Genomic DNA, 22,872 nt, shown 5'->3' on the forward strand with positions numbered 1-22,872 from the left:
ACGGCTTGCCCGTCGCAACGTTGGCGTGATTATTGACCCTGCCTCTCATGCCTTCTACTATATTTTATTATCAAATCGATGAATTTCAGGAATCAATGTTAAATAACAGAGACTTAGAGTATTTTGTGACGGCCGCAGAGATAATGAATTTGAGACTTGCGTCACAAAATTTAAATATAACTCAGCCTGCACTTTCGAAATCCATCACCCGTTTAGAGAAAGAACTGAACATCAAACTGTTCAAACGGGCAGGTCGCGGGCTGGAACTGACCGAAGCGGGGCGGGTGCTTTATCAGCGTGGTTTAGCGCTGCAAAGTTCCTATCTTGAGCTTGGGGAAATCATGAATGAACTGAGCAGCGGCGCGGGCGGCATCGTTCGCGTGGGCGTCTCCGGTTCTGCCACGCAATTCTTACTGCCTGAAATCTGCAAAATGCTGCAATCGCAGGTGCCGAATATGAAACTGGAAATCCAGATCGGCATGAACGACGTGCTTTTTACCTTGCTGGAACGTCATGCGATCGACGTGATCATCGGGCCACTGGTCAATTACGACAGCCCGGTGGTGCAGCTGCCGGTGACCGCTGACCGGGTGATCGTAGCCGCCTCACGCGATCATCCGCTGGCCGGTAAACCCGCCAGCCTGCGTGAACTGAGCCGCTATGGCTGGATATTACCGGCGAAAACGGTCTCAATGCGTCAGTGGCTGGATAAAATGTTCTATGAAAATCACTGCCCGCCACCGGACGTTAAAGTGGAAATCAGTTCGCTTGCCTCGGTGCCGGGGCTGATCGCGAAAAGCGGATTGCTGAGCTTTTTGTCCGAGAACATTCTGGTGGAAGAAGAATTTCTGTCGCGGCTGATCCGTATCGATAACGATCAGTTAGTGATGGAACGCCGGGTGGGCATCACCTGGCTGGAAGGCGCATTTCTCTCCCCCGCCACGCAAAAGGTGATCGACGTGACTAAAAGCGTCGGGCAAAAAATGCAGATGGAAGCCCGCCGGATCCTGGAAGACTGAATACCGGCGGGCAAGGAGTTACACCAGATGACAGGCCACGCGGTGACCGTTTTCCACTTCACGTAACGCCGGAATGGCCTCCCGGCAACGGGCTATGGCGTGCGGGCAACGGGTGTGAAAACGACAACCGGCGGGCGGTTTTGACGGATCCGGAATTTCCCCGCTTACCATCGCCACCGGTTCACTGTCAGGATCAAGCGTCGGCACCGCCGCCAGCAGCGCCTGCGTATAAGGATGCAGCGGCTGGCGAAACAGCGCATCGCGGCTGGCGGTTTCCACTAACTGGCCGAGATACATCACCGCCACGTCATCACACAGGTGTTCCACCACCCCGAGATCGTGCGAGATAAACAGAAATGTCACGCCGTGATCGTCACGTAAATCCGAGAACAAATTGATGATCTGCGCCTGAATTGACACGTCCAGCGCGGAAATCGGTTCGTCGGCAATAATAAAATCCGGTTGCAGGATCAGCGCGCGGGCGATGCCGATACGCTGGCGCTGACCGCCGGAGAACTCGTGCGGGAAGCGGTTGTAATGCAGCGGCGACAGGCCGCAAATTTTCATCACCTCCGTCACTTTCCCGTGCAGTTGCGCCCGCGTACACAGCTTATGTTCCAGCATCGCTTCGCCGATGGCATCACCAATGCGGATGCGCGGGTTAAGCGAACTGTAGGGATCCTGAAACACCAGCTGGATTTTCGGGCGCAGCGCTTTCAGTTGTTTCGGCTTCAGGCCGTGCAGGTCTTCACCACGAAACTTCACGCTGCCCGCCGTTTTGTCATACAGCCCCAGCAGGGTCCGCCCGACGGTGGTTTTGCCACTGCCAGATTCACCCACCAGTCCAAAAATCGTGCCTTTGCGGATGTTAAAACTGACGCCATCCACGGCGCGCAGTTGCCCGGTTTCCTGACCGAACACGCCGTCGCGGATCGGGAAATACTTTTTCAGGCCATCCACTTCAATCAGATAGTCAGCGTTCATGGCTGCAGCTCCCTGTTTTTCGTCTCACCTGGCGTACTCAGCCCGCTGTAAAAACACGCCGCCTGCCTGAACTGCCCTTCCAGCGGCGGAATGCCCTGACGGCATCTTTCCGTGGCGCGGGAACAACGTTCGGTAAATGCGCAGTAAGGCGGAAGCGCGGCCAGATCCGGCACCTGACCGGGAATAGAGTACAAACGGCGGCGGCGCTCGCCCGGCGTCGGTCGGGAAGCGATCAGCCCCTGAGTGTAAGGGTGCAGCGGATTGCGCAGCACTTCCGCGGTCGCGCCCTGCTCGACAATTTTACCGGCGTACATCACCACCACGTGATCGGCCATCTGCGCGATCACGCCCAAATCGTGGGTGATCAGCATCAGCGCCATATGGTTTTTTTGCGCCTGTTCACGCAGTAAGCGCAGGATCTGCGCCTGCACGGTGACGTCCAGCGCGGTGGTCGGTTCATCGGCGATCAGCAACTGCGGCTTACAGCTCAGCGCCATCGCAATCATGATGCGCTGCAACATGCCGCCGGAAAGCTGATGCGGATAACTTTTCATCAGGCTTTCCGCCCGCGCCAGCCCGACGTTGGTGATCATCTGCGTTGCCTGTGCCCAGGCTGATTTCGGTGATTCACCGAGATGGCGGATCAGCGGCTCGACCAGCTGTTCACCGAGAGTCAGCACCGGGTTCAGTGCCGTCATCGGCTCCTGGAAGATCATCGCCAGCTCATTGCCGCGTAAATCGGCCATCTGCGAAGGCCGCAGTTTAAGTAAGTCGCGCCCCTGAAACAGGATCTCGCCGCCATCGATACGCGCAGCCTGTGGCGGTAACAGCCCCATCAGCGACATCGCCGTGACGCTTTTTCCGCAGCCGGATTCACCGACAATGCCGACCGTCTGACCGGGCTGGACGTCAAACGTCACATCCTGCACGGCGCGCACGCGACCCTGATCGCTGGAAAATGACAGGGAAAGCTGATTAAAACGGATTAAGGGTGGCGTCATTTTTTGCTCCGTTTCAGTTTAGGATCGAGCGCGTCACGCAGGCCATCGCCCAGCACGTTAATCGCAATCACCGTAATAAAAATCGCCACACCCGGCGGCATCCATAGCCACGGACGGCGCTGGAAATCGATCAGGCTGTTGGCCGCATCCATCATATTTCCCCACGACGGCGTTGGCGGCACCACGCCCAGCCCCAGATAACTGAGCGCAGATTCGCTGAGAATGGCGTTTGCCACGGCCATCGTCGCCATCACCACCAGAATGGGTACGGTGTTCGGCAGTAAATGGCCGAACAGGCGACGGCGCGGGGACAGGCCGAGCACCTGCGTCGCCAGCATGAAATCGCGTTCGCGCAGGGAGAGAATTTGCCCGCGCACCAGACGCGCCAGTTTCGGCCATTCAAGCAAACTGAGCATGACGATCACCATGTACACGCGGGAATCCGGCGAAAAATCCATTTCAGACAGCATCGCGCCCATCACGATCAGCAGCGGCAGGCTGGGAATGGTCATCACCAGATCGGCAAACCGCATGATGATCTTATCGGTGATACCGCCGACATAGCCGGATACCGCGCCCATCAGATAACCGAGCGTGACGGAAAGCAGCATGGTTAACATGCCGATAATCAGTGAGATACGCCCCGCCAGCAGCAGCCGCGTATAGACATCGCGCCCGAGGAAATCGGTGCCCAGCCAGTGCTCTGCATTGGGCGCTTTGTTGATCATCAGCGCGTCGGTGGCGTCATCCTGCCAGGGGGAATAGTAAGGGCCCACTATGCACCAGACCGCCATCACCAGCAGCAGAACCAGACAAAACATCGCCAGACGGTTCTGGCGTAACGCCCGCCAGGCCTGCCGCCACGGTGACGGTGTCACCTGGGCCAGCACCGGAATGTGCGCTTCGCGCAGGCGGCGTTGGGTTGAGAATAAAGAGCCAAACATCACGACCTCACACGAATGCGCGGATCAGCCCACGCATACAGCACGTTGGCAATCAGATTGCCAAGAATGGTTAATACCGCCAGAAACAGGGTGAATCCCATCAGAACCGGGTAATCACGCGCCGCCAGCGAATCAATATGAATGTGCCCTGCCCCCGGCCAGTTGAAGACTTTTTCAGTGATTAGCGCCCCGGAAAACAGCCCCGGCAGCTCAAACCCCAGCAAGGTGATAATCGGCAGCAGCGCATTTCTCAGCGCGTGCTTCAGGATAACGGTGCGCTCACGCAACCCTTTGGCGCGTGCAGTACGGATGAAATCCATGCGCACCACGTCCAGCATGCTGGCGCGGAAATAACGCGTCAGGCTGCCCGCCTGCAGCATCACCAGGGCCACGACCGGTAACACCAGATGCGCGGCCACCTGCATCACCCACGCCCAGCCTGTGGCATCACTGCCGGTATTGGTCATGCCGCCCACCGGCAACCAGTGCAGATCAACGGCGAACCATTTGATCAGCAGCAGGCAAAGGAAAAACGTCGGGAAGGACATCGCGGCGAAGATAACCACGCTCACCACGTGATCGAACAAAGAATACGGCTTCATCGCAGAGACAATGCCGACCGCCAGCGCAATCCCCCAGTACAACACCATCGCAATGGCCGCGAGCAGGAAGGAATTCCAGATGTACTGGTTCAGCAGTTGACTGACGGGGATCTGATATTGCAGCGAAAAGCCCAGATCGCCGCGCAACAGATTGCCCAGCCAGTGCAGATAGCGGCTGAGCAGCGGTTGATCCAGGCCGTATAAGGCTTTCAGTTCAGCAGCACGTTGCGCGGTCAGCGTGATATTGCCATCGATAAAATCGCCCGGCGTTTTGGCAAACAGCATGAAGATGAGCAGCGAAGCGAGGAACAACATCGGAATGGTTTGAAGCAAACGACGCAGAATGAAATTTCTCATGACTTTCTCATTGAAGCTGCCGGAATAGCCCGGCAGCATCGTTATTTCTGATTATTTGACGATTTTGACGTCCGGCAGACTGCCGGTCAGGCCGTTATAGATATCCGGTTTAAAACCGGTCACGCGGGCGCTGCTGGCGGAAAGGATTTTCCGGTTACCGAGCAGGATCACCGGCGGATCGTTTGCCAGCACCTTGTACAGCTCGTGGTAGATAGGCTTACGCTTTTCGATATCCAGCGTGGCGTTCCCTTCGTTGATCAGCTTATCGACCTGAGGATTGTTGTAGCCCGATTCAGTCGCCTCGGTGCTGTAGTAATCCCACACGCCATCGTGCGGATCGTTAAGCGTGCTGGTGCTGAACGACGCCAGATCGTAGTTGCCCGCTTTACGCTGTGACATCAGGGCGTTGAAGTCCACCACCTGCGGTTTCAGCAGGACGCCAATCTTCTGATAGTCTTCTTTCGCAATCGGGATCAGCGCATCATTGAGCACTTTTTTGCTGACCAGCAGTGTCAGTTCGAGACGTTTACCGTCTTTCACGCGGATCCCGTCACCGCCGACTTTCCAGCCCGCTTCATCCAGTAATTTTTTCGCCTGTGCCGGATCGAATTTGTACGGGTTCACGCCGTCAGTGTTGTACGCCCAGGAGATCGGCGCGATCGGCTCAACCGCCACGGTGCCGTAACCCTGATAAACCACGTCGATCAATTTCTGCCGATCCAGCCCGTAAATCAGCGCCTGACGCACTTTCACATCCTGCAAAGCCGGGCGACGGACGTTAAATTCAATCTTGCTGTAATCGCTGGATCCGTACAGGTTGATGTTGGCGAAGCCGAGCATTTTCAGCTGTTCGATATCATCCGGACGGGAAGTGAACGCGTCATAATCGGTATCGCCGGTCTGGAACAGCTGGAAGTTAGTTGACGGATTCGTCACACGATAGATAAAGCGGGGCGTTGGCGGAACGCCGCGATAGTAGTTGGCGTTGGCGTGGAAGCGGATCTCCTGCCCCGGAATGTATTTGTCATACACATACGGGCCGTTGCCCAGCGGTTTGCCGTGAAGCGTGCGCAGCGTATCGAGATTTCCGCGCTGATAGCCTTTGCCGTAATAGGCTTTGGAGAGCACCGGCCCGCCGATCTTTTGCAGCGTGGTGGCGCCCGGTTGCGTGGTGTTAACCTGCAACGTCAGAGGATCCACCACTTTCAGGCCGCTCACGCTGTCGGCTTTGCCCTGTTTGTATTCATCACCTCCGGCAATGTGTGCCAGCGTGATATCGGTATCACCATCGTATTTCGGGTCATACAGCACCGTCAGCGTAAACGCGACGTCTTCGGCGGTCAGCGGCGAACCATCGCTGAACTTCAGATCCGGGCGCAGTTTAATGGTATAGGTTTTGCCATCCGGGCTGACGGTCCAGCTCTGCGCCAGACCTGGAACCAGTTTGCCCTGGCTGTCCCAGTCGATCAGACGGGCGAAAATCACGTTCGTGACGTTTTCATCCCAGCCATTAACGAAGAAGTACGGGTTAAAAATCCCCTGAGGTTCGGAGATCCCGGCGATCACCGTGTCCGTGCGCAGTTTCGCCGCCGCAGGCACCTGGCTGGCATCGGTGGCCGGGGTGATGCCTTCTTTTAAAACATCATCAGCGAATGCGAAAGAGGACAGCATCACGGCGCTGGCCAGCAATGCAATTTTAAAAGAAGCAGTACGGCGCGCGCGTGTTGCGGCTGGCGCGAGTGCAGAGCGTAATAACGTAGCCAAAAGAGATCCCTCATCATGAGTGTGCAAACGGTTTACAAAACATGACAAAGAGTAAGGATGCGGTTTGGCCTTGTCTAACAACGAAATAGTATGCCTTATAGCTTTTACTAAGCTTGCTGTTAAAGCCACCAAAACGGGTAATGTGGAAAGATTTCCTGATATCACCCAGTAAGCACTCACTCACTTATTAGGGCTTGCAGTATGTGGCTCTGCCTCCTGCCCGCCTGTGTTATTCCCAAAGAAAAACGGCGCATCTGATGAAGATACGCCGTTCATTTTTATTTATTGTTAAGACAATCAGGCAGCGGCTTTCTTGCTGCGGGCGCTGACTTCAGCGAGGATCTCTTTTTGCTTGTTCTTCTCGCCGATCATCTTGTACCAGCCAGATAACTTGCGAAGATCCGGCAGCGTGGCCTTCTCTTCCACATCGTACGCGCTGAGTTTATCGCGATACTCTTCAAAGATGGCGATACAACGGCGTGCCCACTCACCTTCCAGCGCAGAGCCTGCGACGGCCCGCGGACGGCGTGGTAAGCGCGGACGCAGCGGTTTGCTGGCCTCTGGCGCGGACTCATCCACATACGCGAACTTGATCGATACAACGGTTCTGCCCTGCTTGACCGGCTCCCAGACGACGGAGATATCGGTGTTGGCGTTGATCCGGTTGATCGTCGGTTCAAGCAGCTTCTGGCGGAAGTCACGATAGTCCTCGTATTTGCCCGCCAAACCGGCCTTCTCGCGCATCCAGTTGAGATCCAGGGTCACTTCGATGGCTTTGCCGCTGCGACGCCCGTAGAGGTTCTTGGCTTTGATTAACCACCCGTAGAGTCGCACGGAGAACGGCGTATCCAGTTTTGCGATGTTCGCAAAATTCAGTTTGGTAAAAGATTCTTTAAGTTCATAGAGATACGGCGCAACGTCCTGGCCGAACCGCAACACCACAGCACTGTGATCGTCACTACTCACATACTCGAGACGTGAGAACCAGGATAACTGGACGGTGCGAACCTTGCCGGTTTTGACATCGGGTTTGTAGATCGTCACCGGTTTTTTCATCAGGCTTTCCGCCGCTTCACGCAGCTGCCGATGGCTGCTGGTCGGGTTCACCCCGTAGATCCGCTGGTAATCCTGCGGGAAGAGGCGATACAAGGTGTCTGGTTGCGGTTTCCTGCTATCAATTTGAGCCAGAGCCAGGTTCAGCAGGCGCATTTCATCCAGAGTGACGCTGTAAGCGCCTTCCAGAAGATCGTTCCCCTGAACTACGGTCAGTTTATTCAGTTCCATGTAGCAGGATCCATAGGTGGAAAGTAGGTAAATTATTCCACATAAAAAATGCCGACGTAAAGTAAAAACAGGGGTTATTTATTCATTTAATTTCAATGGATTAGCAAAGGATCCGAAAAGTGTGATCAGGAAAAACCTCCACATATTGATTTCAGAACAGGCAAGGATCCTTTTTTTAACATGTTGGATCATCACTCCTTTTACAGGAAATAACTCCACATAAGCACACGTCAGACAACCCGCCAGATCCCTGATACTTTACGCCCCAACACCTGAAATCCGCCCCGTGACTACAGATAATCTTTCCACATTAGCGTTTTCTCAGGTGAATAATCGTACGAAATCAATGTGTGACCCGTCTCTCTCTTCATACGGCCCCGGCGGATCGCCCTCCTCCCTCCCCTGAACAGGAAAAAACTCCACATATGCGTCGTCGTGGGATCAGATAATCTTTCCACATGTATGGTGAAGCGATCATCAGACAAGGAAATGTCTCCACATTTGGCGATTCCGGGGATTCACAGGAAAAGTTTCCACATAAAGACTGTGAAGGGATCAGGAAATCTCTCCACCTGTCTGATAAAACCGGCGCTGAAGAGCACGCTGTTCAGCACTCATTCCACGTGAATGATCAGATAATGTCTCCACATATCGTCGTGTGACATTGTCACTTATTGTTTAACTCATTGATTTATATAAGGCGAGAAATACGCGAGTGATTAACGAAGGCGGGTTAAGATCAGATAATCCTTCCACATATGCTCCCGCAGGGATCAGATAATCTTTCCACATATGCTCATTTGCTGTGAAAAATCTGATGCCGATCCCCTGCCGCAGCTGGTAATGGGATCCAAAAGTGACATAAAAAGGGTAACGTGACGCTGTCACAGGAAATTATTCCACATATGCGGGATTGTGCGGGGATCAGGAAATGTGTCCACCCTTGAGGAAAAACGCTTTCTGGCAGTAAGTTAGCCGGAGAAACGTTAGAATGAGCGTACGCACACCTGCCACAGCAAGATATCAACAGAAAATCTCTCCACGTCGATAATTATCTGATCCCTAAAGAAATTATCCACAGGAAAAAGCTCTACATTGATCATGAAAAGGATCCACATCTAACAGGAACGATCTCCACCGCAGACAGGAAAACTCTCCACGATAGCGCTTGTAACCTGCTAATTTATCTAGTGAAAAACATGTCTTAAAGAGAAAGATCTAAACTTAAAAAAGAAACAAAAGACTATTTGATCTTTGGATCTTCTAAACCGTGCAAAGGGGCTTCAGGAAAGGATAAGGCGGAAGGGAAAGTGTCATTCTGTCAGTGGGTTGAGAGAGGATCTGCCAGAACGAATCTTGTCGCAGACCCGCTCCGGCATAAATCTTCAGATCACGAACGTTCGTTATTGATAAGCCAGCCCTGGATTAACTCCGTCAGCACGTCTTTCATTTCACGATCTTGCAGGAAACAGCTGGTCTTAAACCGGCGATGTAACTCTTCATCGATATTGGTTTGCAGTTTTTTCACTGAAGCGGGTGGCTTTGCTACGGCGTCCAGTGCGGTAGTCAGCTGTCTGTGCTGCCCAAGTTTCATTTTCATTTCAACAACTCCGTGATTTCTTTGGTCATAATTTCTATCTCACCCTTTGCGTTACCATCTGTCGTATCGAAAACGGTACCGCCATCCATCATGGTGCGAATGTAAACCTGGCGCTGAGTGGTGCCGGTGCGTAATGCAGGCACGCCAGTGTCAGCGATGGATGCTTTAAGGACTTCCAGCATTTTTGCCGAGGCGACTTTTTTAGTGATCAGGAAACGAGCAATGACGGGCTGAAGGTTTTCACGGGCTTCAACGACGGCCAGGATTGCGCCACAAGCTGCAAAATCTAAAGGTGACGGTGTCACGGGGATCAGCACTAAATCACTGACCATCACCGCAGCCGATGAGATTGCAGAGATTGCCGCTGCCCCATCAATGACGACGTAATCATATTCCTTCAACTGCTTACGTACGGTATAGACTTCTTTCTCGGATGCTGCTTCGGCCAGATCGAACTGACATTTGCTATCATCGTACCAGTTACTGATGCTTCCCTGTGGGTCGGTATCGACCATCACGACCTTATGACCTTGTCTTGCAAGACAGGTAGCAATGTTAATGGAGGTCGTGGTCTTCCCTACCCCGCCCTTCCCGTTCAGGAAGGAAATAATTTTCGCTGCCATAACATCCTCTTGATGAAGCGTCGGTAAGTTGCCTGCATCCTAAAATGCGAAGATTTCAGGATTCAAAAATATTGTAATCATAGGATTCTGAGATTTACTAATCCATGAATCACAGGATTGAGGTGATACTATAAGGTTTGTATCCAGGGATTACAATATTTAAGGATTATCGAATTGTAGCATCTTGTGATTACAGGATTATAGAATCCTAAAGTTTGCGCTTAAGCGTAAGGTTGAAAAGAGATTTGTTGTTATCACAGGTTGCAAAGATTTTATGATGCAAGGATTTCAGAATCACAAAATCTCAGGATGATATAATTCCATTACTCCCGGATGTTGAATGTGATCAGGAGTCACGCCGCTGTCAAAGGCGATTATGTCTTAACCACTAAAAATAGTCTGGACAGACAAAACGGAACCGTTACGCTCTCACTATCTCACTATCTCACTATCTCACTATCTCACTATCTCACTATCTCACTATCTCACTATCTCACTATCTCACTATCTCACTATCTCACTATCTCACTATCTCACTATCTCACTATCTCACTATCTCACTATCTCACTATCTCACTATCTCACTATCCTGAGATTATTGAATGGCAGGATTCTGGAAGTGTGGGAATTCTATTATCCTGAGGTTTTATGATTCTGTGATTCCGCGCTCATTGAATCCAACAGCCTGAAATCTTGTACCCTTATCCTTATGGGATGCCAGGATTAGGTTATCATATGATTCTGTGAGCAACCCATCCTGGGTTTACAGTACATAAGAATCCTAAGATTTCAGGATTCAGGATTCAGGAATGCAGGGATGCACGGAATCACAGCATAGTCAGGATGGAAGGATTTAATGTCCACGTGAGAATCCTGGGAGTATAACATCCTGAGAACCACCATGATTTTGAGATTCCAGGATGCTGATATCATTGCGTTCAGCATAACCTCTAAGGCGTAATCATGAGATTGTATGATTATGTAATAATCCTGAAATCTTGGGATTATTAAGTGATTATGAGATTTCAGGATTCTTGCTGCTGATGCATATCTGTATGTAATATAAATGTATTTTTATCTGATTTTGTTTTGAGATTCTATGATTCTGGGATTTTATAAGGATTATAATATCCTGGGATGCCGTTCTGTGATTACAGTATCATGAGATTATCAGGCGGGAGTATTGGGATTGCAGGATTCAGGGATTAAATCTCGGGATTTCAGAATCCTGTAACCAGAGCGATGATAGTATCCGGGGATGCGATGATTCTGTAATTAAATCCCGAGATAATATCATCCTGAGATGATAGGATTTTGAGGTGTTTGAAATTGGTGGATTCAATAATCAAAGGATTCCAGGAGCATGGAATTAACTTGGTTACAGAATTACAGAATTACAGAATTACAGAATTACAGAATTACAGGATGTTGAGATGTTGAGATGTTGAGATGTTGAGATGTTGAGATGTTGAGATTATAGAGGTATCGGGATGATACCTCTATGGATTTAATGCGTGATGACATCAAGAGCACGAAGGTGCACGGGTTGCCATGAAAGCATAACCTCAGTGCCCGGCTGCCATTCCGGACGTAACGTGGCAGCAGAAAGTTTCACCATGAAATTATCTTGTCCTGCCACTTCTGTGATCATGCGGACGTGATCGCCTAAATAGATAAACTGTTTGATTCTGGCTTTGACCGTTTCCATGCCCGGCTGATGATCATTTACGGTGATGCGTTCAGGGCGAATCGATAGCAGGATTTTTCTGCCTGGCGAACTTGGGCGAATTTTGACTGCCCGTAATTCAGTACCGTCATCAAGTGATGCGCGGTAAAAAATACCTTCTGCTGATGTATGCGTGGCGAGCAGGCTGTTATTTTCACCGATGAATTGCGCGACAAAAGCATTATCAGGTTTCTCATAAATTACGCTCGGGCTGTCCATCTGCTGGATAACGCCGTCATTAAACACCGCCACCCTGTCAGACATCGTCATCGCTTCACTCTGATCATGCGTGACATACACGATAGTGAGATCGAGCATGTGGTGCAGTTGCTTGATCTCCATCTGCATGTGTTCACGCAATTGTTTATCCAGCGCGCCAAGTGGCTCATCCATCAGAACCAACTTTGGTTCAAATACCAATGCGCGGGCCAGCGCCACACGCTGTTGCTGACCGCCGGACATCTGCGCCGGATAGCGGTCAGCCAGCGGTTTCAGTTTGACCATATCCAGAATGCGATCGACTTTCTCTTTGATGTCAGACTTGTTCAGACGACGAATGGTCAGCGGGAACGCCAGGTTTTCAGCCACTGTCATGTGCGGAAACAGCGCATAATTCTGGAAAACCATACCGATATCACGCTGGTGGGGCGGCAAGTTGTGCAAGGGCTTGTCGCGCAGAAGAATTTCACCCTGGGTCGGTGTTTCAAAACCAGCGAGCATCATCAGGCTGGTGGTTTTGCCCGACCCCGACGGGCCCAGCAAGGTGAGAAACTCACCCTCGTGAACATCGAGATTGAGGTTTTTAACCACCAGTTTATCGCCATCGTAGCTCTTCTTGATATTTTTGAAGCTCACATACGTTCTCATCACAGACACTCCACAGATAAAAATACGCGATTACGCGACAGCAGCAACCGGCATGGATTGTGCATAAAACATCCTCTGAAGGATCGTTTGCGCGGTGTTATTAAAAATCTTTACCACCCGTATCTGAGCCAAACAAGTCATTTCTGACAAATTAGCGCAAAAAAATAGCCTGAGAGAAATCTCGCAGGCTTATGAATTTTATTGCTATTTTTAAAATTCGAATACTTTTTGCTAGCACGTTCACAACGACGTTATGCAGGATCAGGCAAGTTTGCGTCCGGTTCAGTTTTCACCTTCTCAGCATGCCGGGTTGCACCTTGGCGTTGCAGCCTGCGCTTAAGGCAGTCAACGATGTGTGCGAAAGCCGGTCCGATGTCCTCTTCCGGTACGCACCCGTAGCCCAGCAGCAGACCACGCCGCGGAGCGGGGCGCAGGTAGTAGGCGGAGAGTGGTCGGGTGAGCACATTTTTTTGTTCCAGTTCGGCGCTTAAGGCCACATCGTCAATCGCGTCGGGCAGTGAGAGGATCAGGTGCAGCCCGGCGTTACTGTTTTCACACACAAATTCCGGACCAAGTTCCTGTTCGATCAGGCGGGTCAGCGCGCTGCGACGTTTACCGTAAATCAGCCGCATCCGGCGGATATGGGCGGCGTAATGTCCATCACTGATAAATTCGGCGAGTGTCAGCTGCGTTAACCCGTTGCCGCCACGGTATAACTCGGAATGCGCGATTTTCAGGCGCGATGCCAGAGGGCGGGGCAAAACCACATAGCTGATGCGCATGGCGGGATACAGCGTTTTACTGAAAGTGCCGATATAAATCACCGGCGCATCACTGCTTAGCCCCTGCAGCGCAGGGATCGGGCTGCCGGAATAACGGAACTCACTGTCGTAATCATCTTCCACGATCCAGCTTCCTTGCTGCGCCGCCATCGCGAGAATCTTCTGTCGACGCGCCAGGCTCATCACCGAACCCAGCGGATAGTGATGTGACGGTGTCACGCATATCAGCTTTGGTGCACGGCTTTGGGGCGCGGATTCCGGCGGATTCATGCCGTTCTCGTCCACCTCAACCGGGTGCGTTTCTACACCATTCACCGACAATACGTTACGAATCCCCCAGTAACTCGGCTCTTCAATCCAGGCCACATCGCCGGGATCACACAGCATTTTTGCCAGTAAATCCAGCGCCTGATGCGTCCCTGCGGTGATGAGGATCTGGTCCGGTGTGCAGTCGACTGAGCGTGCGACGCGCAGGTAGTCGGCCAGCGCCTGCTGCAGGGGCGGGCAGCCACCGTGGCGGGAGTAGGTGAGAAACTCAGGATGCAGCCGGCGGCTCAGGCGGTTTTGCAATTTTCGCCAGACATCATGCGGGAACTGGGTGACATCCGGCACGCCGGGCATGAACGCGCCCCACTGGTGCGAGGCTACGCCGGTACGCGTCAGCAGTTGCGACCCCCGCCGGGAAAGCGTGACGTGGCTGCGAACCGGTGAACATTGGGTCGCCGTTTTATCGGCAATGACGCCGTCTTTCGGTAAATCGGCGGTGACGAATGTCCCGCTGCCTGTTCGGGTCTGAATATATCCCTCAGCCTGCAGTTGTTCATAAGCGGCGAGCACCGTATTGCGCGAAATATCCAGTTCTTTAGCAAGGTCACGGGAGGCAGGAAGACGGCTGCCGGGGCTGATGCTGCCATCGAAGATAGCCTGTTGTAATGCCTGATAAACCCGCTTATTCAGGGTGCCGGGTAAGGCCGCTGAAATGCCGTTTAGCCGTTGCAAAATGAGGTCAGAAAGCAGAGAGCGCAAAAGTGGATCCTCGAAATAAACAGAACTGGTTCTGGATTATAGGGCCGCTGACAGGATAAAAAACAAGGGCGGATAACAAATTTCACATGTCCTTTACCCGTAACCTACAAAATATCAGCCTTCAGGCAGGAGCAAGAGATGAGTCACAGCGAACTGGAAAAACGCCGTAAAGAAGCGACACCGCGCGGTGTCGGCGTCATGTGTGATTTCTACGCAGCGAAAGCAGAAAATGCCACGCTGTGGGATGAAGAGGGTAGGGAGTACATCGATTTTACAGCGGGGATCGCCGTGCTCAATACCGGCCATCGTCACCCGAAAATTGTGGATGCCATCCGCAAACAGCTCGATCAGTTCACGCATACGGCCTATCAGATTGTGCCTTACGCCAGCTTTGTCACGCTGGCAGAGCGCATCAACGCCATTTCTCCGGTGGCGGGAAAAGCCAAAACCACCTTTTTCTCCACCGGCGCTGAAGCGGTAGAAAACGCGGTGAAGATTGCCCGCGCAGCCACCGGCCGCCCTGGCATCATTACGTTCTCCGGCGCGTTTCATGGCCGCACCCTGCTGACGATGGCGCTGACCGGAAAAGTGGTGCCGTACAAAGTGGGCTTCGGACCTTTCCCGGCGTCAGTATTCCACGCGCAGTTCCCCAATGCGCAGCACGGTGTCAGCACAGAAGCGGCACTGGAGAGCATCGAACGTATTTTCCGCAGTGACATCAGCCCGCAGCAGGTCGCCGCAATAGTGTTTGAACCGGTACAGGGCGAGGGCGGTTTCAACATCGCGCCGGAAGAATTCGTCAAAGGATTGCGCGCGCTGTGTGACCGTCACGGCATCGTGCTGATCGCCGACGAAGTGCAAAGCGGCTTTGCGCGCACCGGCAAAATGTTTGCGATGGAATATTACGGCGACGCTAAACCGGATTTAGTCACCATGGCGAAAAGCCTGGGTGGCGGGATGCCGATTTCCGGTGTCACCGGCCGGGCTGAGCTGATGGATGCGCCTGAACCCGGCGGCCTCGGCGGGACCTATGCCGGTAACCCGCTGGCGGTGGCGTCTGCGCTGGCGGTGCTGGATATCATCGAAGAAGAAAAGTTGTGCGATCGTGCTAACCGTCTCGGTGCTGAACTGGTTGAGGTGCTGGAAAAAGCCAAAGCCAGCTGCCCGGCGCTGGTGGACGTGCGTGCGCGCGGCTCTATGGTGGCGGCTGAATTTAACGATCCGGCCACCGGAAAACCTTCGCCTGAACTGACCAAACAGTATCTGCGCAAAGCGCTGGATGCCGGTTTGCTGATGCTGAGCTGCGGCGTACACGGTAACGTGATCCGCTTCCTGTATCCGCTGACCATTCCCGACGCTCAGTACAAAGCCGCACTGGCGATTTTGTCCCGCGTACTGGCTGAATGAGGGAACCTATGCAACTGAAACATCACAGGTTGCTGCGCCAGCAATGCCTGATCAACGGCGACTGGCTGGACAGCGAAAACGGCGAACGTGAAGACGTCATCAATCCGGCCACCGGTGCGGTGATCGCCAGCGTGCCGCAAATTACCCCGGCGCAAACGGCGCAGGCGATTGTTTACGCAGAGCAGGCGCAGGTCGGCTGGCGTGAAAAAACCGGCAAACAGCGCGCCGCGCTGATGCAGAAATGGGCGCAACTGATGGTGGAGCACGCCGACGAGCTGGCCGCGTTGCTGACCGCAGAACAGGGCAAATCCCTTGCCGAGGCGCGGGGCGAAATCGTCTACGCCGCGTCGTTTATCGAATGGTTTGCTGAGGAAGCGAAGCGCATCGAAGGCAGCGTGCTGGCACCTGTTCAGGCCTCGCAACGTATGCTGGTGCTGAAACAGCCGATTGGCGTGTGCGCGGCGATCACCCCGTGGAATTTCCCGGCGGCGATGATCACCCGTAAAGCCGCACCGGCGCTGGCAGCAGGCTGCGCGATGATCGTCAAACCGGCGGAACAGACGCCGCTGAGCGCGCTGGCACTCGGACAACTGGCGATTGAGGCGGGTATTCCGGCCGGAGTGTTGCAGGTGATCACCGGTTCAGCGCGCGATGTCGGCAAAGTGCTGTGCGACAGCCCGGTGGTGCGCAAACTCAGCTTTACCGGTTCGACGGAAGTGGGGCGCATTCTGATGGCGCAAAGCGCGCAGACGGTGAAGAAACTCTCGCTTGAGCTTGGCGGAAATGCACCCTTTATCGTCTTCGATGACGCCAATCTGGAGCGCGCCGTGGCGGGGATCATGGCGTCGAAATTCCGCAACAGTGGGCAAACTTGTGTCTGCGCCAACCGTATTTATGTCCAGCAGGGGATTTACCCTGCGCTGGTCGCCAGGCTGGTGGAAGAAGTGCAAAAGCTGAAGGTCGGCGACGGCACTGAGCCCGGCGTTACGCAAGGCCCGCTTATCGATCATGACGCGATTGCGAAAGTGCGGGAACACATTGCTGATGCCTTGTCGCAAGGTGCCACGCTGCTGACCGGCGGCGAACCGCACGCGCTGGGCGGAACCTTCTTCCAGCCGACGGTGATCGGCAATGTGACGTCAGCGATGAAATTTGCCCGTGAAGAAACCTTCGGTCCGGTCGCGCCGGTGTTCAGTTTTACTGACGAAGCGCAGGCTGTGGCGATGGCTAACGATACGGAGTTCGGGCTGGCTGCTTATCTTTTCACCCGTGATGCGGCGCGCCAGTGGCGGGTTCCGGAAGCGCTGGAATATGGCATGGTCGGCATTAATACCGGTCTGATTTCAAACGAAGTGGCACCGTTCGGGGGGATCAAACAGTCCGGGCTGGGGCGTGAGGGGTCACGTCACGGTATGGACGATTATCTGGAAATGAAATATCTGTGCATCGAGCTGGCGGAGTAATCCGTCACCACGAGGCAGATAAAGGTTCAGATAACGTGCAGTGATGCACACAAGCTGTGCAAGGTTTAACAATAAAAAGAAACTGAGTGGTCATGAGGCGCAAAAAAAATACAAATTGCCTCAACAAAGCCTGTCCGTACGGCATTGCGCCTCGCGCGTAAGGCCGCACGGGCGGACTCCACAGGAATGGCATGGTTTATGCTTCATAATAAAATATGATGCATCATATTTTAACACGCCGTTTACTTTAGCGCTTTCCGCACTTTTTAAGTTAACCAGGAGTCACAGCATGTTTAAGAAGATTGCACTGACCACTCTCCTCGCCGGTCTGTTTTTTCAGGCTCAGGCCGAATCTCTGACCGTGATCTCATTTGGCGGCCTGAATAAGGACGCGCAGGATAAAGCGTTTTACAAACCCTTCGCCGCTGCCGGAAAGGGCACCATCGAACCGGGCGAATATAACGGTGAAATGGCGCGCATTCGTGCCATGGTCGAAACCGGGCAAGTCGGCTGGGATGTGGTGGAAGTCGAAAGCCCGGAGCTTATCCGCGGCTGTGATGAAGGTCTGTTTGAACCTCTGGACTGGAACAAACTCGGCGATAAAACACAGTACGTCCCGGGCGCGGTCACCGAATGCGGCGCGGGTATCTTCCTGTGGTCAACGGTACTGACTTATGACGCCAGCAAACTGAAAAAAGCGCCAACCAGCTGGGCGGATTTCTGGGATGTGAAAGATTTTCCGGGTAAACGCGCACTGCGCAAAAGTGCCAAATTCACGCTGGAAATTGCGCTGCTGGCCGACGGCGTCAAACGCGCAGACATCTATAACGTGCTGGCCACCCCAGCCGGTGTGGAACGTGCCTTCAAAAAACTCGACCAAATCAAACCCAATATTCAGTGGTGGGAATCCGGTGCTCAGCCGTTGCAGTGGCTGGTGTCCGGCGATGTGGTCATGAGCTCGGCCTATAATGGCCGCGTCAGCGCCGCACAGGCCGAAGGGCATGACTTCAAAATGGTCTGGGAAAACAGCCTGTACGATCTGGACAGCTGGGCGATCGTCAAAGGCTCGAAACATAAAGAGCTGGCCGAACAGTTTATCGCCTTTGCCAACAAGCCTGAGAATCAGAAAGTCTTTGCCGAAACCATTCCTTACGGCCCGACTGAAAAATCCGTCACCGGCATGATCGATGCAAAATACGCGCAGAATCTCCCGACGGCTGAGAAAAACCTGGCAGGCGCATTGCAGGTGGATACTCAGTTCTGGATCGAGCACGGAGAAGATCTCGAGCAACGATTCAACGCCTGGGCTGCGAAATAACTCCCCTTCATTGATCGGGCTGAACCGGCGAGACTCACTGCCGTGATTCAGCCCGCACTCTCTTGTGCTCAGCACCTGTGAAACACGACATCAGAACACCCGCTGCGGGAGAAAAATATGAGCCAAACCGACATGCTGACCACTCCGGTGCCGGACGCCGGGACATCGGGCCCGACCTTGCGTCAACGCCTGCGAAAAACAGAGGCCGCTTACACCCGCCGCTCTTTACTGCTGATTGCACCTTTACTGCTGTTTGTGATCGTCAGCTTTCTGTTTCCGATTGCGTCGATTTTAGTGAAAAGCGTCACCAACCCCGAACTGGGGGACACCCTGCCGGGCACGGTGACGCAGTTATCGCGCTGGGATGGCAACAGCGTGCCCGACGAAGCGACATTCAACGCCCTGGTGTCTGATCTGCGTAACGCCCGCAGCAGCGGACAAATGGCGGCGATTGCCAAACGTTTAAGCTACGAAGATAACCGCTACCGCAGCCTGATCACCGGCACGTTACGCCATGTACCGGCAGGCAGCACCGCGGTGCGCGAAACATTAATCCAGAGCCTGCCTTTGTGGGGTGAAGTCAGCACCTGGCAGACCCTTCGGCGTGCGGCAAAACCCGTCACCTCTCTCTATTTGTTGTCGGCGTTTGACCGCAAGGTTGATGTCGATACCGGCCACATCGTTGCGCTGCCTGCGGATCAGGCGCTGTACGTCAATGTGCTGCTCAGAACGCTGTGGATGGCGCTGGTCGTGACATTGTGCTGCGTGCTGCTCGGCTATCCGCTGGCCTACTGGCTGGCAAAACAGCCCGCCGGGCGCGCCAATTTACTGATGATTTTGGTGCTGCTGCCGTTCTGGACGTCGCTGATTGTGCGCACCGCCAGCTGGATTGTGCTGTTGCAGTCCGGCGGGCTTATCAACCGCGCACTGCTTGGCACCGGCATTATCGATCAGCCGCTGGTCATGGTTTTTAACCGGCTGGGCGTTTACATCTCGATGACCCACATCATGCTGCCGTTTATCGTGCTGCCTTTATATGCCGTGATGAAAGGCATTTCACCTAACTATGTGCGGGCGGCGATTTCGCTGGGCGCGCATCCGTTTTCTGCTTTCTGGCGGGTGTATGTGCCGCAAACCTATGCCGGTGTCACCGCAGGCGCATTGCTGGTGTTTATGATGGCGATTGGTTACTACATCACTCCCGCGCTGCTCGGCGGGCCGGGCGATCAGATGGTCAGCTACTTTGTGGCATTCTTTACCAACAGCACGATGAACTGGGGAATGGCCGCGGCGCTGGGCACACAGTTGCTGGTGATTGTGGTGTTGCTGTACATCGTTTATATCCGCGTCACGCGCACCAAAGCAGAAGTTGCCGCGCATTAAAGGAGCCCGAAAATGAAACATCAAATGAGACAGAAAGGGGCATTGTTACTGCGTTTATGGCGCTGGTTTTTCAACTTCTACAGTGCGGCGATCCTGTTGTTTCTGATTGTGCCGGTGCTGATCATCGTGCCGCTGTCGTTTAATGCCGGCTCTTTTCTCAGCTATCCGCTCACCGGATTTTCGCTGCGCTGGTACCACACCTTTTTTCATTCGGATGAATGGCTGAGTTCGCTGGGGAACAGTCTGCTGATTGCGCCGCTGGCGACCCTTCTGGCGACGGTGCTGGGCGTTCTGGCCTCGGTCGGGCTGGTGCGTGGTGAGTTTCGCGGTAAATCACTGGTGATGGCAGTCCTGATTTCGCCGATGATTGCGCCGGTGGTGATCATCGCGGTCGGCATGTTCTTCTTTTTTGCACGTATTTCGCTGCTCAACAGCTACCTCGGGCTGGTGCTGGCCCACGCCATGCTTGGCGTGCCTTTTGTGGTGATCACCGTCACGGCGATTCTCAAAAACTACGACCGTAATCTCTCGCGGGCCGCAGCCAGTCTGGGGGCTTCGCCGCTGACCGTGTTCCGCAAAGTGACCCTGCCGCTTATCGCTCCCGGCGTGTTCTCCGGTGCGCTGTTTGCGTTTGCCGCGTCGTTCGATGAAGTGGTGGTGACACTGTTCCTCGCCAGCCCGCGCCAGAGAACGCTCCCTATCCAGATGTTCGCCGGAATCCGCGAAAATCTCGATCCGACCATAGCCGCTGCGGCGTCACTGATGGTAGGCGCCTCACTGATTTTACTGGTGGTGATGGAACTGCTGCGCCGTCGCGGCGAACGTCTGCGTCACTCCGGCGCCACGCATTAAGCCACTTTTTCATCAGAGGACTTTACAGGTCCTCTTTTTTTGATTATTCCTGATGCATCAAATATCAAAAGCAACCGAGGCAATCACCATGACCGAAAAAAAGACATTGTTACTGACCGGCGCGAGCCGGGGTATCGGGCACGCGACGGTCAAACATTTTTACGCGGCGGGCTGGCGGATTTTTACGGCCTCGCGCCAGAACTGGGTGGATGAATGTCCGTGGGCAGAAGGTTTTCTGAACCATATCCATCTGGATCTGGAAGATATCGACAGCGTGCAGAATGCCCTGCCGATGATCAAAGAACGTCTCGGCGGCAGGCTGGATGCACTGGTGGACAACGCCGGTATGTCACCCAAAACGGCCACCGGCGGTCGCCTCGGCGTGCTCGACAGTGATTACGCCACCTGGCTGAAAGTGTTTAACGTCAATCTTTTCTCCACCGCGATGCTGGCCACCGGCCTGTTCGATGAGCTGAAAGCGGCGCAGGGCAGCATCATCAATGTCACCTCGATTGCCGGCAGCAAAGTGCATCCGTTTGCCGGTGTGGCTTACGCCTGTTCTAAAGCGGCGCTCTCGACGCTGACCCGCGAGATGGCGCACGAGTTCGGGCCTCACGGCGTGCGCGTAAACGCTATCGCACCCGGCGAAATTGATACCTCCATCCTTTCGCCCGGCACACAAGAGATTGTGGAACGCAGCGTGCCGTTGCAGCGTCTGGGCAAAGCGGAGGAAGTGGCGTCATTGATCTATTTCCTCTGCACCTCCGGCGCTTCTTACGTCAACGGGGCGGAGATCCACGTCAACGGCGGTCAACATGTCTGAGACGTCTTCATTGCTGACCACAGAAGTCCCGCGCGTAACGCCGTTGCAGGCGGAGAAAATTGCGGAGCAGGTTTACGGGCTGGAAGGCACGGCGGAGATCCTCGGCGGCGAACGCGACAGCAATTTTTGCCTGACCACGCTTTCAGGCCGGGCATACATGCTGCGTTTTGTTAACCCGGCGGAAGTGCCTGCCGAAGTGGATTTTCAGACGGCCATCCTCAGCCATCTGGCGCTGCGCGACAGCGCGTTGCCGGTTCCCCGTTTGCAGGAGAGTCGCGGCGGAGAACTCACGCCGCAGGTGAACGTCAGCGGGCAAAATCTCACCCTGCGCGCGGTCAGTTATCTGCCGGGCACGGCGCAGTATCAGGTGCCGCGATCCAAAAAACTGATGCAGGCGCTGGGCGATACGCTGGCGCGTCTGGATATCGCGCTGAGTGATTTTGAACATGCGGGCGCGCACCGCAATTTGCTGTGGGATATCACAGATTTGTCACGGATGCAGGGCTGGGTGCCGCACCTGAGTGACGCGGAGCAACGACGCACAATCGCGCGGGTGCTGCAAACGCATCAGCAAAAGGTGGTTCCTGCCAGCCCTTTGCTGCGCAGACAGGTGATCCACAACGATTTGAACACGCACAACGTGCTGGTGTGCAGCGCCGATGCGCAGCGGATCGCCGGTATCATCGATTTCGGCGATGCCCTTCACGCTCCACTTATCAATGAACTGGCGACCGCTCTGGCCTATCAGCTGGACAGCAACGGGGACGACCTGTTTCTGTATTGCCGCCCGCTGATTGCTGCCTACACCGCCCGGCAGCCGCTGACCGACGCTGAGCTTCAGGTGTTGCCGGAACTGGTGGCATCGCGGCTGGCGCTGAGTTTGCTGATCGCCCAGCACCGTGCGGTACTTTATCCGCTGAACCGAGACTATATTCTGCGCAATCAGACGCACGCGTGGCGCAGCCTTTCACGGCTGATGCAACAACCCTTTACGCAGACAGACGCGATTTTCCGTAAGTCCTGCACTTCATCACTGGTGTAACGGGA

18 protein-coding genes are annotated in these 22,872 nt (G+C 54.1%); 8 read left to right on the forward strand and 10 right to left on the reverse strand.

Translation table 11 applies throughout. The features are described 5' to 3' along the window. Positions 1 to 95: 95 nt before the first annotated feature. Positions 96 to 1,019: a LysR family transcriptional regulator gene (locus ABSH60_RS21320; protein WP_183849351.1), complete on the forward strand. Its 924-nt coding sequence runs from the start codon at positions 96 to 98 to the stop codon at positions 1,017 to 1,019. An 18-nt stretch (positions 1,020 to 1,037) separates the two neighbouring features. Here the strand turns inward: ABSH60_RS21320 and ABSH60_RS21325 are convergent, their stop codons facing one another. The 10 genes from ABSH60_RS21325 to ABSH60_RS21370 form a co-directional block, all read right to left on the reverse strand. Continuing rightward, positions 1,038 to 2,003, reverse strand: a complete 966-nt coding sequence (locus ABSH60_RS21325; RefSeq protein ID WP_056779662.1) for an ABC transporter ATP-binding protein — start codon at positions 2,001 to 2,003, stop codon at positions 1,038 to 1,040. Beyond that, positions 2,000 to 3,004 (reverse strand): ABC transporter ATP-binding protein, encoded by a 1,005-nt coding sequence (locus ABSH60_RS21330; RefSeq protein WP_056779665.1) that lies wholly within the window; start codon positions 3,002 to 3,004, stop codon positions 2,000 to 2,002. Before ABSH60_RS21330 ends, ABSH60_RS21325 begins: the two co-directional genes overlap by 4 nt. Beyond that, entirely contained in the window at positions 3,001 to 3,948 is a 948-nt protein-coding gene (gene opp4C / locus ABSH60_RS21335; protein WP_056779667.1) for an oligopeptide ABC transporter permease, read from the reverse strand. The genes ABSH60_RS21330 and opp4C overlap by 4 nt, the downstream gene beginning before the upstream one ends. Beyond that, positions 3,948 to 4,907 (reverse strand): ABC transporter permease subunit, encoded by a 960-nt coding sequence (locus ABSH60_RS21340; RefSeq protein ID WP_390976459.1) that lies wholly within the window; start codon positions 4,905 to 4,907, stop codon positions 3,948 to 3,950. Before ABSH60_RS21340 ends, opp4C begins: the two co-directional genes overlap by 1 nt. 51 nt (positions 4,908 to 4,958) lie before the next feature. Further along, positions 4,959 to 6,578 carry an ABC transporter substrate-binding protein gene (locus ABSH60_RS21345; protein WP_238485211.1) on the reverse strand — a complete coding sequence of 540 codons (1,620 nt, stop codon included), beginning with the start codon at positions 6,576 to 6,578 and terminating at the stop codon, positions 4,959 to 4,961. A gap of 390 nt (positions 6,579 to 6,968) precedes the next feature. Continuing rightward, positions 6,969 to 7,955 (reverse strand): replication initiation protein, encoded by a 987-nt coding sequence (locus ABSH60_RS21350; RefSeq protein ID WP_056779676.1) that lies wholly within the window; start codon positions 7,953 to 7,955, stop codon positions 6,969 to 6,971. A gap of 1,390 nt (positions 7,956 to 9,345) precedes the next feature. Next, positions 9,346 to 9,555, reverse strand: a complete 210-nt coding sequence (locus tag ABSH60_RS21355; protein WP_056779680.1) for a plasmid partition protein ParG — start codon at positions 9,553 to 9,555, stop codon at positions 9,346 to 9,348. Further along, on the reverse strand, positions 9,552 to 10,178 hold the full coding sequence (gene parA, locus ABSH60_RS21360; RefSeq protein ID WP_056779683.1) for a ParA family partition ATPase: 627 nt from the start codon (positions 10,176 to 10,178) through the stop codon (positions 9,552 to 9,554). The genes ABSH60_RS21355 and parA overlap by 4 nt, the downstream gene beginning before the upstream one ends. Positions 10,179 to 11,685: 1,507 nt before the next feature. Beyond that, entirely contained in the window at positions 11,686 to 12,771 is a 1,086-nt protein-coding gene (locus ABSH60_RS21365) for a polyamine ABC transporter ATP-binding protein (protein WP_390976032.1), read from the reverse strand. 251 nt (positions 12,772 to 13,022) lie between these two features. Further along, the gene (locus tag ABSH60_RS21370) at positions 13,023 to 14,579 is read right to left on the reverse strand and encodes an aminotransferase class I/II-fold pyridoxal phosphate-dependent enzyme (protein WP_390976034.1); all 1,557 of its coding nucleotides are present in this window, start codon (positions 14,577 to 14,579) and stop codon (positions 13,023 to 13,025) included. A gap of 138 nt (positions 14,580 to 14,717) precedes the next feature. Between ABSH60_RS21370 and ABSH60_RS21375 the strand changes: the two genes are divergently transcribed. The 7 genes from ABSH60_RS21375 to ABSH60_RS21405 all read left to right on the forward strand — a co-directional run bounded on the left by ABSH60_RS21375 (position 14,718) and on the right by ABSH60_RS21405 (position 22,867). Beyond that, complete coding sequence (locus ABSH60_RS21375; protein ID WP_390976036.1) at positions 14,718 to 15,986, forward strand: 4-aminobutyrate--2-oxoglutarate transaminase; 1,269 nt, start codon at positions 14,718 to 14,720, stop codon at positions 15,984 to 15,986. Positions 15,987 to 15,994: 8 nt separating this feature from the next. After that, on the forward strand, positions 15,995 to 17,449 hold the full coding sequence (locus ABSH60_RS21380; protein ID WP_390976039.1) for a succinate-semialdehyde dehydrogenase: 1,455 nt from the start codon (positions 15,995 to 15,997) through the stop codon (positions 17,447 to 17,449). A 289-nt stretch (positions 17,450 to 17,738) separates the two neighbouring features. After that, positions 17,739 to 18,767, forward strand: coding sequence for an ABC transporter substrate-binding protein (locus ABSH60_RS21385; protein WP_056779699.1), 1,029 nt, complete (start codon positions 17,739 to 17,741; stop codon positions 18,765 to 18,767). Between the two features lie 117 nt (positions 18,768 to 18,884). Next, positions 18,885 to 20,150 (forward strand): ABC transporter permease, encoded by a 1,266-nt coding sequence (locus tag ABSH60_RS21390; RefSeq protein ID WP_122096853.1) that lies wholly within the window; start codon positions 18,885 to 18,887, stop codon positions 20,148 to 20,150. 24 nt (positions 20,151 to 20,174) lie between these two features. After that, positions 20,175 to 21,002, forward strand: coding sequence for an ABC transporter permease (locus tag ABSH60_RS21395; RefSeq protein ID WP_056780139.1), 828 nt, complete (start codon positions 20,175 to 20,177; stop codon positions 21,000 to 21,002). Between the two features lie 88 nt (positions 21,003 to 21,090). Continuing rightward, a complete protein-coding gene (locus ABSH60_RS21400) occupies positions 21,091 to 21,825 on the forward strand; it encodes an SDR family NAD(P)-dependent oxidoreductase (RefSeq protein ID WP_056779705.1) in 735 nt (244 codons plus the stop codon). Then, on the forward strand, positions 21,818 to 22,867 hold the full coding sequence (locus ABSH60_RS21405) for a phosphotransferase (RefSeq protein ID WP_390976042.1): 1,050 nt from the start codon (positions 21,818 to 21,820) through the stop codon (positions 22,865 to 22,867). The genes ABSH60_RS21400 and ABSH60_RS21405 overlap by 8 nt, the downstream gene beginning before the upstream one ends. The last annotated feature ends 5 nt before the right edge of the window (positions 22,868 to 22,872 follow it).

Source organism: Rahnella sp. R3(2024) (genome assembly GCF_042920125.1).
In the GTDB taxonomy this organism is placed as follows: domain Bacteria; phylum Pseudomonadota; class Gammaproteobacteria; order Enterobacterales; family Enterobacteriaceae; genus Rahnella; species Rahnella rivi.